Source organism: Mycobacterium sp. AT1 (genome assembly GCF_002043095.1).
Classification (GTDB): Bacteria; Actinomycetota; Actinomycetes; order Mycobacteriales; family Mycobacteriaceae; genus Mycobacterium.
Genome location: NZ_MVOC01000076.1, coordinates 74,721 through 88,185, shown reverse-complemented (window position 1 = coordinate 88,185; position 13,465 = coordinate 74,721). Strand labels below are relative to the sequence as shown.

Annotated in this window: 9 protein-coding genes; 6 read left to right on the top strand and 3 right to left on the bottom strand. The window is 68.0% G+C overall.

The genetic code is table 11. The features are described from left to right. Positions 1–183: 183 nt before the first annotated feature. The 4 genes from B1790_RS30715 to B1790_RS30700 are packed head-to-tail and all read left to right on the top strand — an operon-like array spanning position 184 to position 5,601. Positions 184–1,161, top strand: a complete 978-nt coding sequence (locus B1790_RS30715) for an ABC transporter permease (RefSeq protein ID WP_079927060.1) — start codon at positions 184–186, stop codon at positions 1,159–1,161. A gap of 49 nt (positions 1,162–1,210) precedes the next feature. Continuing rightward, positions 1,211–2,092: an ABC transporter permease gene (locus B1790_RS30710; RefSeq protein WP_198952165.1), complete on the top strand. Its 882-nt coding sequence runs from the start codon at positions 1,211–1,213 to the stop codon at positions 2,090–2,092. Then, positions 2,089–3,912 carry an ABC transporter ATP-binding protein gene (locus B1790_RS30705; RefSeq protein ID WP_079927058.1) on the top strand — a complete coding sequence of 608 codons (1,824 nt, stop codon included), beginning with the start codon at positions 2,089–2,091 and terminating at the stop codon, positions 3,910–3,912. Before B1790_RS30710 ends, B1790_RS30705 begins: the two co-directional genes overlap by 4 nt. 18 nt (positions 3,913–3,930) lie before the next feature. Continuing rightward, positions 3,931–5,601 (top strand): ABC transporter family substrate-binding protein, encoded by a 1,671-nt coding sequence (locus B1790_RS30700; RefSeq protein WP_079927057.1) that lies wholly within the window; start codon positions 3,931–3,933, stop codon positions 5,599–5,601. Here B1790_RS30700 and B1790_RS30695 read toward each other — a convergent pair. Beyond that, positions 5,588–6,844 carry an alpha/beta hydrolase gene (locus tag B1790_RS30695; RefSeq protein ID WP_079927056.1) on the bottom strand — a complete coding sequence of 419 codons (1,257 nt, stop codon included), beginning with the start codon at positions 6,842–6,844 and terminating at the stop codon, positions 5,588–5,590. The two genes, B1790_RS30700 and B1790_RS30695, sit on opposite strands and share 14 nt — an antisense overlap. Positions 6,845–6,935: 91 nt before the next feature. Between B1790_RS30695 and B1790_RS30690 the strand changes: the two genes are divergently transcribed. Both B1790_RS30690 and B1790_RS30685 read left to right on the top strand, forming a co-directional pair. Beyond that, complete coding sequence (locus tag B1790_RS30690) at positions 6,936–8,159, top strand: acyl-CoA dehydrogenase family protein (protein ID WP_079927055.1); 1,224 nt, start codon at positions 6,936–6,938, stop codon at positions 8,157–8,159. A 70-nt stretch (positions 8,160–8,229) separates the two neighbouring features. Next, positions 8,230–9,591: an LLM class flavin-dependent oxidoreductase gene (locus B1790_RS30685; RefSeq protein ID WP_079927054.1), complete on the top strand. Its 1,362-nt coding sequence runs from the start codon at positions 8,230–8,232 to the stop codon at positions 9,589–9,591. On the opposite strand, the gene B1790_RS30680 is transcribed toward B1790_RS30685, so the two are convergent. Together B1790_RS30680 and B1790_RS30675 are read right to left on the bottom strand one after the other, a co-directional pair. Continuing rightward, the gene (locus B1790_RS30680) at positions 9,588–12,206 is read right to left on the bottom strand and encodes an AAA family ATPase (protein ID WP_079927053.1); all 2,619 of its coding nucleotides are present in this window, start codon (positions 12,204–12,206) and stop codon (positions 9,588–9,590) included. The genes B1790_RS30685 and B1790_RS30680 overlap by 4 nt on opposite strands. After that, positions 12,203–13,354, bottom strand: coding sequence for an exonuclease SbcCD subunit D (locus tag B1790_RS30675; protein ID WP_079927052.1), 1,152 nt, complete (start codon positions 13,352–13,354; stop codon positions 12,203–12,205). The genes B1790_RS30680 and B1790_RS30675 overlap by 4 nt, the downstream gene beginning before the upstream one ends. Between the last annotated feature and the right edge of the window lie 111 nt (positions 13,355–13,465).

Here is a 13,465-nt window from a genome sequence, read left to right as displayed (position 1 = left end):
TCCCATTCGGGGCTGTTCGGGCTTACCCGGGAGCCCGGCCGGCCCCCGCTGTACGTCGGATAACCGCAGCAGACGCGCATCAAACACGAAGCGCATTCCCAGTCAAGACTTCCGTGGGCCGGAGGGCGGCAATTGGGCGTTCATCTCCTACCCTGTGGCCATGCAGTTTCCGACGGGCGCGTCATGACGCGTTTCCTCGCCCGCCGGGCGCTGAACTACGTCGTGCTCCTGACCCTGGCGTCATTCCTGACCTTCGCGCTGGCGTCATGGTCGTTCAAACCGCTCGACAGCCTCGAAGGCCGCAACCCCAGGCCGCCTCAATCCGTCATCGACGCCAAGGCCGCCGAGCTCTCACTCGACAAGCCAATCCCGCTGCGCTACGTCCACTGGGTGTCCGACGCGGCGCACGGCGACTTCGGCACGACCGTCGCAGGACAACCGGTGTCCGACGAGCTGTGGCGGCGCATCGGCGTCAGCCTGCGGCTGGTGTTCCTCGGCTCGGTGCTCGGCACCCTGATCGGGGTGGTGGTCGGGGCGTGGGGCGCCGTTCGGCAGTACCGCGTCTCCGACCGCGTGATCACGGTGCTGTCCCTGCTGTTGATCAGCATGCCCACGTTCGTCGTCGCGAACCTGTTGATCCTCGGGGCGTTGCGCGCCAACACGGCACTGGGGTTCAACCTGTTCGAATACACCGGTGAGACGTCCGGCACGACGGCGGGCGGCGCCTGGGGGCAGTTCGTCGACCGCCTTCAGCACCTCGTCCTTCCGACCGCCACCCTGGCGTTGTTCTCCATCGCCGGCTTCAGTCGCTATCAACGCAACGCCATGCTCGACGTGTTGGGCCAAGACTTCATCCGCACGGCCCGCGCCAAGGGGCTGACTCGACGGCAGGCCTTGTTCAAACACGGCCTGCGCACCGCGCTCATCCCGATGGCCACCCTGTTCGCCTACGGCGTCGGCGGATTGGTCACCGGCGCCGTGTTCGTCGAGAAGATCTTCGGCTGGCACGGCATGGGCGAGTGGGTGGTTCAGGGCATCGCCACTCAGGACACCAACATCGTCGCCGCGATCACGGTCTTCACGGGAGCGACCATTCTGCTTGCCGGCCTGCTGTCCGACGTCATCTACGCCGCGCTGGACCCGAGGGTGAGGGTGGCCTGAGATGACCGAACCGGTCACGACGGAAGCGTCGTCCACTGCGCAATCAGGCATGGACGCAGGCGCATTCGCCTCCCGACGCACGCTGACGACGCGCCGCTTCCTCGGCAACCGCCTCGCCGTGGCGGCCCTTGCCGTCCTGACGGTGATGCTCGTCGGCTGTTACGCGCTGCCGCCATTCCTGCCCTGGAGCTACACCGATCTGGACTTCCTCGCACTGCAACAGCCGCCAAGCCCCAGCCACTGGTTCGGCACGAACGGCCTCGGCCAGGACCTGTTGGCTCAGACGCTGCGCGGCATGCAGAAGTCCCTGTTGATCGGTGTTTGCGTGGCGTTTCTCTCGACGATCATCGCGGCCACCGTCGGCGCGGTCGCCGGCTACTTCGGCGGCTGGCGGGACCGCACGGCGATGTGGGTGGTCGACCTACTCCTGGTGGTGCCGAGCTTCATCCTCATCGCCATCGTCACCCCACGCCTGGGGCAGTCGGGCCGGATCGTGTCGCTGATCCTGCTGCTGGCGGCGTTCAGCTGGATGATCAGCGCGCGCATCGTGCGCGGGATGACGATGAGCCTTCGCGAGCGCGAATTCGTCACCGCGGCAAGGTACATGGGTGTGTCGAATCGGCGGATCATCGTGCGCCACGTGCTGCCGAACGTCGCATCCATCCTCATCATCGACACCACGCTCAACGTGGGCGTCGCGATTCTCGCCGAGACCGGACTGTCGTTCCTCGGTTTCGGCATCCAGCCGCCCGACGTCTCGTTGGGAACGCTGATCGCCGACGGCACCCCCTCGGTGACCACGTTCCCATGGGTGTTCCTGTTTCCGGCGGGCATCCTGGTGCTGATCGTGCTGTGCGCCAACGTCATCGGCGACGGACTGCGGGACGCGATCGACCCGAGCGCGAAACCCCGTCGGCGGCGGCGCAAATGACCGAACTGCTCCAGGTGACGGACCTGCGCGTCGGCTTCACCACCGACGCCGAAGACGTCGCGGCCGTGCGCGGCATGACGTTCGACGTCAAACCCCGCGAGGTCGTCGCGCTCGTCGGCGAGTCCGGCGCAGGCAAGTCGGCGACGGCGATGGCGGTCGTCGGCCTGCTTCCGGAGTACGCGCAGGTCTCCGGATCGGTGCGCCTGCAGGGTGACGAACTCATCGGGCTCGACGACCAACGGATGTCACGCATTCGGGGCCGGGTCGTCGGCACCGTCTTCCAAGATCCGATGTCGGCACTCACCCCCGTCTACCCCGTCGGCCAGCAGATCGCCGAAGCACTTCGCGTGCACCAGCGCGGCATTGGCCGCGCGGCCGCCGCGACACGGGCCGTCGAGCTGCTCGAGCTGGTGGGGATATCGCAGCCCGAACGACGCGCCAAGTCCTTCCCCCACGAGTTGTCCGGCGGCGAGCGGCAACGCGTGGTGATCGCGATCGCGATCGCCAACGACCCGGACCTCATCATCTGCGACGAGCCGACGACGGCGCTCGACGTCACCGTCCAGGCCCAGATCCTCGACGTGCTGCGCACGGCCCGCGACGTGACGGGCGCAGGCGTGCTGATCATCACCCACGACCTTGGCGTGGTGTCGGAGTTCGCCGACCGCGCGCTGGTGATGTACGCGGGCAGGGCCGTGGAGACGGCACCGGTGGCCGACCTGGCCCGCAGCCGGGTCATGCCGTACACCGTCGGACTGTTGGGTTCGGTGCCCCGCCTCGACGCCGCGCAGGGATCGCGGCTGGTGCCGATTCCCGGTGCGCCACCGTCGATGGCGGCGCTCCCCCCTGGCTGCCCGTTCGCGCCGCGGTGTCCGATGGTCGTCGACGACTGCCTCTCCGCCGAACCCGAGCTCGTCTCCGTCGCCCCCGACCACACGGCGGCGTGCATCCGCACCGAGGACGTCGCGGGCCGCTCGGCCGCCGACGTCTACGGCGTCTCGACGGCGCCGGTCGACGCGGCGGCCGATCCCGACGCACCCGTCGTGCTCCGCGTCGAGAACCTCGTCAAGACGTTCACCCTGACCAAGGGCTCGGTGTTCCGACGCCGGATCGGTGAGGTGCGGGCCGTCGACGGCATCAGCTTCGAACTGCGTCAGGGCCAAACCCTTGGCATCGTCGGTGAATCCGGGTCCGGGAAGTCGACCACGTTGCACCAGGTTCTGGAACTCACTGCGCCACAGGGTGGTTCCATCGAAGTCCTCGGTCAGGACGTCGCCACCCTTGACCGGCAATCGCGGCGGGCATTGCGGGGCGATCTGCAGGTGGTGTTCCAAGATCCCGTCGCCTCCCTCGATCCACGACTGCCCGTCTTCGACGCGTTGGCGGAACCGTTGACCGCCAACGGCTTCGACAAGAAGCACGTGGACGAGCGCGTCGCCGAGCTGTTGAGCACCGTCGGGCTACGACGCGAAGACGCCGGTAGGTACCCCGCCGAATTCTCCGGCGGCCAGAAGCAGCGCATCGGCATCGCCCGCGCGTTGGCGCTGCAACCGAAGATCCTGGCGCTCGACGAACCGGTCTCCGCCCTGGACGTTTCGATCCAGGCAGGCATCGTCAACCTGCTGCTGGATCTGCAGGAGAGGTTCGGATTGTCGTATCTCTTCGTCTCACACGACCTGTCGGTGGTCAAGCATCTTGCCGATCGGCTGGTGGTGATGTTCAACGGGTCGATCGTCGAGTCCGGCGACGCCGCCGAGATCTTCGCGAACCCGCAGCACGAATACACAGAGAAGTTGCTGGCCGCCGTGCCGCAGCCGTAAGCGGTTAGAGTCTGTCCCATGCAGATCCGACGCCTCGCCAGCGCACTTCTCGTCGCCGGACTCGTGCTCACCGCGTGCTCCGGTGGCGGCCAGGAGGCGCCGTCCGCCGGCGGCAAGGCCGAGATCGGCTCGACCAACGACATGAATCCGCAGGACCCTGCTTCGTTGCAGGAGGGTGGCAACCTGCGCATCCCGTTGACGAACTTCCCGGACAACTTCAACACGATGCACATCAACGGGCCCACCTCCGACGCGGCCGCGATCTCCCGGGCGACCATGCCTCGGGCGTTCCGCATCGCCGCCGACGGCACTGCGTCGGTCAACACCGACTACTTCACCAACGTCGAACTGACCGGCACCAACCCGCAGGTCGTGACGTACACGATCAACCCCAAGGCGGTATGGAGCGACGGCACCCCAATTACCTGGGAAGACATCAAGTCCCAGATCGAGGCGACCAGCGGCAAGAACAAGGACTTCGCGATTTCGGCGCCCGGCGGCAGCGATCGGGTCGCATCGGTGACGCGGGGCGTCGACGACCGGCAGGCGATCATGACGTTCGCCAAGCCCTACGCCGAGTGGAAGGGCATGCTCTCGGGCAACAGCGTCCTTTCACCCAAGAGCGTGACCGCCACCCCGGAAGCCTTCAACACCGCCCAGCTGACCGGCCCCGGGCCGTCGGCTGGACCATTCATCGTGACCGCGCTCGATCGCACGGCGCAGCGAATCACCCTGGGCCGCAACCCGAAGTGGTGGGGAACGCCGCCACGCCTCGACACGATCACCTTCTTGGTCCTTGACGACGCGGCCCGCTTGCCCGCGCTGCAGAACAACGCCATCGACGCGACGGGGCTCGCGTCACTCGACGACGTGACGATCGCCAAGCGCACCGCCGGCGTCACGATCCGGCGAGCACCCAGTACCAGCTGGTATCACTTCACCTTCAACGGCGCGCCGGGGTCAATCCTCGCCGACCCCGCCCTTCGCAACGCGATTTCGAAGGGCATCGACCGGCAGACCATCGCCAACGTTGCGCAGCGCGGACTGGCCGACAACCCGGCACCGCTCAACAACCACATCTACGTGGCGGGCCAGAAGGGCTACCAGGACAACAGCGGCGTCGTGGCGTTCGACCCCGAAGCGGCGAAGAAGGAGCTCGACGACCTCGGGTGGCGGATGAACGGCCAATTCCGCGAGAAGGACGGCAAGCAACTCGTCATCCGCGACATGTTCTACGACGCGCAGAGCACGCGCCAGGTGGCGCAGATCGCGCAGAACAGCCTCGCGCAGATCGGAGTCAACCTCGATCTGCAGGCCAAGGGCGGCAGTGGCTTCTTCACCAATTACGTCACCGTCGGCAACTTCGACATCGCCCAATTCACCTGGGTGGCCGACGCCTTCCCGCTGTCCGGCCTCACTCAGATCTATGCGTCGAAGGGCGAAAGCAACTTCGGCAAGATCGGCAGTCCAGAGATCGACGCCAAGATCGAAGAGACGCTCTCGGAACTCGACCCCGACAAGGCACGCGCTCTGGCCAACGAGGTGGACGAACTGGTCTGGGCCGAGGGCGCCAGCCTGCCGCTGTTCCAGTCCGCCGGAAACATTGCGGTCCGAAGCAATTTGGCCAACTTCGGCGCGGCCGGACTGGCCGACGTCGACTACACCGCGATCGGCTTCATGAAGTCGTGACGTTGCGGACCGCACGCGGTACCGCCGACGGCACCACCGACTCCGCGACCGAGGCCGCGGTGATCAGCCGCTTGAGCAGACGAACGCTGAGCAGGCTCGGCACGGCGTCCAGTTCGGCTGATCGACTTGGTAATTCGGACATCTCGCCGGCGTAGACCGCCGCCACGATGTCGAGCGCCGAACGCTCCTTGGTGTCGATGATGCTGTGTCCCGTGGTGGGCATCTCGACCAGCACCGAGTGAGGAATCAGGTCGGCTATCCGGCACGCCACCACCCGCGGCGTGGTCAAGTCCCGACCGCCGGAGATGACCACCGTGGGCCACGTGAAGCCCGGCATCGCGGAGATCAGATCGTAGGGCTCCTCGACGAAATCCACTTCTCCAGTGGCCATTTCGCGCAGTGCAACGGCCGGGTCGAGAGGTTTGCCGTCGGGCACCGCGCCGTAGTTGAGCTCGCGGTAGCCAATTCGGCCGACCAGGTCCGGTTCGTTGTGGAACGGCGTCTTGCGCTCGACGATCAGGCGCGTGCCGAGTCCGACGGCACCCCACACCCAGTCCTGGCCCTTCAGCAGCAGGTCGAGCTGGCGGCCCAGCAGCTCGGGGCCGCCGAGCCCGTACATGTCGGCGGCAAGCTGGGTGGCGGCCGGGCTCAGCATGTCGTCGGCGACCAGCTGGTGCACTTTTTCGGCCAGCTCGGTGGTCTCCTCGTCGACGCCGTCCCATAGGACCTGGCGGACGGCCGTGCGGACCTCGTCGACGTCGTCGGCCGACAACAGCGGGGAGTCGAGGATCATCGCGTGGATCCGGTCGGGGTGCCGGACGCCGAGCCCAGCCGCCAGGTACGTGCCATACGACGTTCCGTAGACCACGGCCTTGTCGACCTCGGCGTGGTCGAGGACCGCGGCGAGGTCACCGACGACGGCTTCGATCGTCAACGCCTCGAGCGGTAGGTCGGAGCCCGAGTCGTCGTGCCGAGACATCCCGACGCCGCGATGCTCCACCATGATCACGTCGAGGCCGTCGGCAACCGCGTGTTTGCGCAGGCTGCGGTACAGCGCGATCGACGCCGCACCCGGTCCACCGGGAATGAACAGCAGCGGGTGATCCGACCGCTCCCCCATCCGCACGTAGAACAGGTCGAACTCGTCGGGCCCGCCGTCGAGGACGGGCCTGCGCACCGAGGTCACCCCCGGCAAGGCGGCCAGCCCGTCCTGGATTCGCCGGCGCCCGGCATTCATGGTCATCGATCACCATTGTGCCCCTGGCGGGTGAGTCTTAGGTTCGGGGTGAGCCAAAGCAGTGTCGCGGGGTGCGGCGTTCCGTAGAAACGTTGTCATGACCACCGTCGAGAACAACCCCCGCATCCGCCCCGGCTCACCCCAATGGGACGAGCTTCTCGGCCGCATTGCGGCAGGGGCCAAGGACCGAGACCTGAACGACGAGAACCCCTTTGACCAAGTCGCCGCACTGAAGCGCGCCGGCTTCGGCACCCTGCGGCTGCCGCACGAGCTGGACGGAGCGGGACTCACTGTGCCTCAGCTGTTTTCCGCGATCATCGACGTCGCACGCGCTGATCCCGTTGTGGCACACATCTTCCGAACGCACTTCTGGTTCACCGAGGAACGGCTGCGCACAGCCGGTGATCCCGCCTCGCTGCAGTGGCTGCGCAAGGTCGCCGACGGCCAACTCTTCGGCAACGCGTTCAGCGAGAAGGGGTCCAACGCCGTCGGCAGCCTCGTGTTCAACACGCGCCTGCTACCCGATCCGGCGGGCGGCTACCGCCTCGAAGGCGAGAAGTTCTACAGCACCGGCACGCTGTTCTCGGACTACCTGACCGTGACTGCCACCACCGACCACGACTCCGTTGCCACCGTCGTGGTGCCCGCCGACCGCACAGGGGTCAAGTTGATCGACGACTGGGACGGCTTCGGTCAACGGCGTACCGGCACGGGGACCACGGTCTTCAAGAACGTGGCGGTTACCACCGACGAGATCCTCGCCGATTCGCCGTATGACGCCGAGGCGGTGCCGTCGGTTCAATACGCCTCGCTACAGCTCTTCATCCATGCGGTGGTGGCCGGCATCCTCGCCGGCGTCGTGGACGACGGGGTCACGCTGCTGCGTTCACGCGACCGCAGCTTCAGCCATGCCCCCACCGACAGGCCCACCGACGATCCGCTCCTGCAGCGGCTGCTCGGCGAGCTCGCCAGCACGGCGTACGTCGCCAAGGCGGCGGTTCTCGACGCTGCCGAGGCCATCGCGGTGGCGACCACCTCCGCCGCGACGACCCCCGACGGCAACCCCGACGCCCAGTTGGCTCAGGACGCCCAGATCAAGGTCGCACAGGTCAAGGTCCACCTGGACGCCATCGCTCCGGAGGCCGCGACGCGGCTGTTGGAGCTCGGCGGGGCCAGTGCCGCGAGCCGGCAGAAGGGGCTGGACCGGCACTGGCGCAACATCCGCACCATCACGCTGCACAACCCGGTGGCCTACAAGGCCGTCGCGATCGGAGCGAACCTGCTTCACGACACCCCGCTGCCCGCCAACGCCTACTTCTAACACGCGATTTCGGCGTGATAACCGGCGCTCACCGCCGGAAATCACGCCGAAGTCGCACGAAGGGAACCCCATGACACGTCAACTCCACCTGGGCGGATTCCAGATCGCCTCCCAGGTCACGCACTCCCACGCCGCGTGGCGGCACCCTGGCAGCGACACCGCCTTCACCACGCCCGATTACTATCACCGCATCGGGCGAATCCTCGAACGCGGCAAGTTCGACTTCGTCTTCTTCGCCGACCTGCTGGCCGCGCCGGCCCGCTTCGGTGACGACGTCACCGAACCGCTGCGGCGGGGAACGCAGGCCACCGCGACACTGGACCCGTCGATCGTGGCCGCCAGCATCGCGGCCGTGACGTCGAAGCTGGGCATCGCAATCACCAAGTCCGCCACCTACTTTCACCCGTACGAACTGGCGCGCATCTTCGCCAGCCTCGACCATGTCAGCAGCGGCAGGGTGGCGTGGAACATAGTCACGTCACTGACGCAGAGCGAGGCCCAGAACTTCGGTTACGACGAGCACCTCGGCCACGACTACCGCTACGAACGTGCCGAAGAATTCGTCCGCACCGCCCTGGAACTGTGGTCGAGCTGGGACGCCGACGCGCTGGTGCTCGACAAGGAGGGCGGGGTTTTCGCCGACCCGGACAAGGTCCACCGGGTGGACCACGACGGTGAGTACTTCCGGACCCGCGGACCACTGAACGTGCCCCGCTCACCGCAGGGCCGACCGGTGCTGATCCAGGCCGGATCGTCGCCCACCGGCAGGGACTTCGCCGCGCGGTGGGCCGAGGCGATCTTCGAGATCGACCCCACCCCCGAGGGCCGAAAGGCCTACTACGACGACATCAAGAGTCGCGCGTCGGACTACGGCCGCGACCCCGACGGCGTGCTGATCTTCCCGGCGTTCATCCCGTTCATCGGGGAGACCGAGTCCATCGCGAGGGAGAAGCAGGCCTTCCACAACGAACTCGCCGACCCGATCTCGGGGCTGATCACCCTGTCGGTGCACACCGACCACGACTTCTCGCGGTACGACCTCGACGCGCCCGTGGAGGACATCGCCGTGAGCGGGACCCAGGGCCTCTTCGACACCGCTCGCCGGGTGGCCAACCGCGACCACCTCACGCTGCGCGACATTGGCAAGTGGTACGCGCAGGGCGTGTTGCTGCCTCAGTTCGTCGGCACGGCCAAGCAGGTCGCCGACCAGATCGAGGAGTCGTTCACCGCCGGTGAAGCCGACGGGTTCATGGTCTCGGCAGCCCAGTCTCCGGGCACCTTCAACGACTTCGTCGACTCGGTGGTGCCGGAACTGCAGCGTCGCAAGCTGTTTCGCGAGCAGTACACCGGAAACACCCTGCGCGACCACCTCGGGCTACCGGCGGCGACATTCGAGTCACCCCGGCGGCGCAACGTCTCGGTGGCGAGCTAGGCGCTCAGCTCGAGATGGCGGGCGTCGACGATCCCGGCGTACCGCTCGGGACTGCACGTCAGGACGATCACCTGGCCGTCGCCGCCGACGGCGTCGAACACCTCGGCCATCCTGGCCAGTCGGTTCGGATCGCTGAAGCCCAGCGCGTCGTCGATGACCACCGGGACGCCGTCTTCCTTGGCGACCAGCGCGGCGCTGGCCAAGCGGGCGACGATGCCCAGTTGTTCCTTGGCGCCGCCGGACAACGAGTCGAACGGCACCGTGCAACCGTCCAGGGTGCGGCTGAGGATGCGCAGGTCGGCGTCGATCTCGACTTCGAAGTCCGAGCCGAACACGATGCGGCCCAGCCGCTCGACCTCACTCCGGAACGGGTCGACGTAGCGCTGTCGCGACTCGTCGCGGTGGCGCGTCATCACCGACTGCAGCAGCTGAGCTGCCCCCGCCCTGCGCTGGATCCGGTCGTGCTCGGTCGCCGCGTGCTCGCACTCGGTTTCCGCCTCGTCCAGTCGGCCCTTGCGGCCCTCGGACCCGTACACCCGCAGCTGTGCCGCCACCTCGCGAAGGTCACCCGTCACCGCGGCATGTCGCTCCTCGAGTGCGGCCGCGCCCCGCTCGGCGTCGGCGAGTTCCGCCGCCACCGCCGCCGGACCCGCTTCGGCGAGTTCGGCCTCGATCGCCAGAACTCCAGCCGTCACCCCCCGCGCCCGCTCGGCGTCAGCCTCGGCCTGGATCACCAGCTGGTCGTCGGACTGCGAGTCACGCTGCCGGGCAAGGCGTTCCGTTGCAGCGGCCACCTCGTCGCGGGCGGTGTCCAACTTCGATCGAAGCACCGTCGCCGCCCCCGCGACGCGCATCGCCTGCGAGGCAGCCGTCGTCGCGGTCTCCCGGCGCGCCTCCTCGTTGGCTCGCGCCGACCGGTACGCCTCGGTCGCCGCCTCGAGCTCGGCCCGCACGTCGTCGACGCCGGGGTCTGCATCGGAACCCTCCCCCAGCGCCTCGGTCAGCGCGACCAGGCGGGCGCGCAGGTCGGCAACCGAGTCCTCGCCGACCAGCGCGTCGCCGGTCGCCGACAACCGGTCCACCCGTGCCAGCAGCTCGCGCCTCTTGGCGTCGAGGACCCGCGCCGCCGCGACGTCGGCAACGCCGGCCTCGTCCAACAGTGCGGCCAGCATTTCCCGGGCCTTGTCCAGCCGGCCCTGCGAATCTGCTGCGGGCGCACCGGGAATCAGCCGGACCGTCGCCACCCCCGGCAGTTCGACCGCGGCCGACGTCGTCACGTTCTGGGTCCAAGTGACCCCCGGCGAGAGCTCAACCGGTTGACCGTCGACCATGACCTGGATGTCGACCGCCGCGTCGAGTTCGACACGTGCCGAGGCCAATTCGGCCTGGAAGGCGGCGCGCTCGGTGGCTAGTGCGGCCATCTCGACGTCCCGCATCACGTCGTCGGTCAGGGTGATCTGAGCCAGCTCCGCCTCGACGCCAGCCAACTCCCTGGCGACGGCGTCGATCTTGCCGAGCTTGCCATCGAGCCTCGCCGCCTCGCTGCGGCGAGCGACCCGCTCGGCCGTGCGACGCACGGCCTCCACGCGGGCCAAGCGTTCCGCGGCGTGGACGCGCGCGGCCTCGGCAGCTGCGGCGGCCGCGACGGCGGTGTCATTGGCGGCCACCTCGTCGTCGGCGGCGGCCGTCACCGCCGCCTCGAGGGCGGTGATGGTGGCGGTCCGCTCCGTCAGCTCGGCACGGAGGCGGCGCCTCTCGCCGAGCGCGGCCTCCGATGCCGTCCGTGCCATCTCGGCGGGTTCGGCGAGTGCACGTGCGTGGGTCAGCCGGTCCTCGAGTTGCTTGACCGCAGCAGCCGCGGTCCTCGCGACCTGCAGTCGCGCATCGGACTGCACGCGATCGCGCGCGACGCGATCCCGCTCCTCGGACAGCTTGGCGTGCCTGACGACGGCCTCGTCCACCTCACCGACCGCGGCGTGACACTGTTCGACGGCCTGGCGAGCGTCGCGCAGTCGGGTGACCGCCGCCGCCAGCGGACCCGTCGCGCGGCCCGTCGTCGTGAAGTACTGCCGGAACTCCGCGTCGATGCGGTCGACGAGCAACGGCTCGGACCCCGACAGCGTGACCGCTTGGCCGGCCGCAGCGTCGAGGGCGCGAGCCAATGCGTCGCATCCCGAAAGGTCAACCGACGCAGTCGATCCCGATTGCAGAACGCGCTGCGCCTGCCACAGCTCGGTGTCGACGGTCTCGGCGAGGATCGCGAGCACGCGCTCGTGCGCCTCGTCGCCGGTGAGCTGCTCACGCTGCGGCGCCGACACGGTCAGCCGGGTCTCCGGCTTCTTGTGGAAACGCTTGAAGTACTCGAAGCGGTAGGGGCCCGTGGAGATGACGGCCGTGATCTCGGCGCCCTCGTCGGCGTGCGTGGGCTTGACCTGCTTGACTTCCTTCTTGGTCGAGCGGTCCTTGGCCTCCAGCAGCAGGTCGAGCGCCTCGATCATCGACGACTTGCCGATCTCGTTGGCGCCGGACACGACGACGACACCGCGGTCGGGAAACTCGATGTCGCGCTGGGCGACACCGCGATAGTTGCGCAGGACGAGGCGGTGCAACTTCATGCCGCGTTCCCCCGATCGGTGAGCCGCAGCAGCAGCGCCAACGCCGCCCTGGCGTGGTCGGCCCGTGCACCGTCGGTACGTGCGGTGGCCACCAACTCGTCGACCGCGGCGGCCGCGAAGCCACCGATGCCAAGGTCGTCGAACTCTCCGTCGGCGGGCATGACCGCGAGGTCGGTTTCCTTGTCCCACGTCGCGAGCGCGGCGAACAACCGGGCGTACTTGTCCAGGCAGGCGTCGAGCGCCGCCTTGTCGGTCACCGTCAACGTGCCCGTCAACGCGATCTGCACCACCGTGCGTTCCTTGTCGGGCAGCTGGTCGAGGTTGATGTCCACGTCGACGACTTCCCTTGCGGTGTCGACGGAATGGCGAAGCGTGACGAACCTCCACCGGCCGACCCTGCGGCTGTCGACCTTAACCGGGTGAGCCGGGTCCTGCTCGTCGACGTCGACCACCAGGACGTGACCAGGATCGGGTTCGATGTGGTCGTAGTTGGTGACCTCTTGGGAACCCGAGTACCAGATCCGGCCCGTTGACCCGACCTGAGTACGGGAATGCTTGTCGCCGAGGGCGACGTAGTGCACGGCTCCCCGCTCGAGTGCCGCTTCGACGGTGGCCAGCCGGATCAAGGCCGGCTTGTCGCGGTCCGGCTCGAAGAGATCCATGCCGCCGTGCCCGACGACGATGCGCGTCACCCCGTCGGGGTTCAGACCCTCGAGAACCTCACCGAGGAGATCGGTCGTCGGCTTCTTGGAACGCCAAGGCGCCGCAACGATTTCGAGACCGGGACGCACCTCGAACGTCCCGGCGTGGTCCAGCACGACGACGTTGTCCGGCCGTTCCGCGGCGAACAAGGCGCTGGTGTAGACCGACGACGCGTCGAGCGGATCGTGGTTGCCGGGAAGCAGATACACCGGCACGCCGATGGCGCGCATGGCCTCCAGCGACTGGCTGACGTCGCGCGGCGCCAGCTGGTTGTGTTCGAAGACGTCACCGGCCACGGCGACGAACTCTGCGCCCGTCTCCTTGGCTACGGCACCGAGGCTGGCGACGGCGTCACGGCGCGCGGCCGAATATCGCGGCTGCGCCTCGCCGTTCAGAAAGTGGCGGGTCATCCCGAGCTGCCAGTCGGCGGTGTGCAGGAAGCGCATCCGGACTCCTCAGCTCTCTACTCGTGGGCGAAAGTTTTGACGGGCATGGCGAGTGTAGGTCCACCGTCTGACAAGTCAGCGGACCTCGGTCGGCATGTGGGTAACGTGATG

Excerpts from the sequence above, each read along its gene's own strand:
- B1790_RS30680 (WP_079927053.1), bottom strand. The coding sequence starts at position 12,206 with ATGAAGTTGCACCGCCTCGTCCTGCGCAACTATCGCGGTGTCGCCCAG.
- B1790_RS30710 (WP_198952165.1), top strand. The coding sequence starts at position 1,211 with ATGGACGCAGGCGCATTCGCCTCCCGACGCACGCTGACGACGCGCCGC.
- B1790_RS30690 (WP_079927055.1), top strand. The coding sequence starts at position 6,936 with ATGACCACCGTCGAGAACAACCCCCGCATCCGCCCCGGCTCACCCCAA.
- B1790_RS30705 (WP_079927058.1), top strand. The coding sequence starts at position 2,089 with ATGACCGAACTGCTCCAGGTGACGGACCTGCGCGTCGGCTTCACCACC.
- B1790_RS30685 (WP_079927054.1), top strand. The coding sequence starts at position 8,230 with ATGACACGTCAACTCCACCTGGGCGGATTCCAGATCGCCTCCCAGGTC.
- B1790_RS30715 (WP_079927060.1), top strand. The coding sequence starts at position 184 with ATGACGCGTTTCCTCGCCCGCCGGGCGCTGAACTACGTCGTGCTCCTG.
- B1790_RS30675 (WP_079927052.1), bottom strand. The coding sequence starts at position 13,354 with ATGCGCTTCCTGCACACCGCCGACTGGCAGCTCGGGATGACCCGCCAC.
- B1790_RS30695 (WP_079927056.1), bottom strand. The coding sequence starts at position 6,844 with ATGACCATGAATGCCGGGCGCCGGCGAATCCAGGACGGGCTGGCCGCC.
- B1790_RS30700 (WP_079927057.1), top strand. The coding sequence starts at position 3,931 with ATGCAGATCCGACGCCTCGCCAGCGCACTTCTCGTCGCCGGACTCGTG.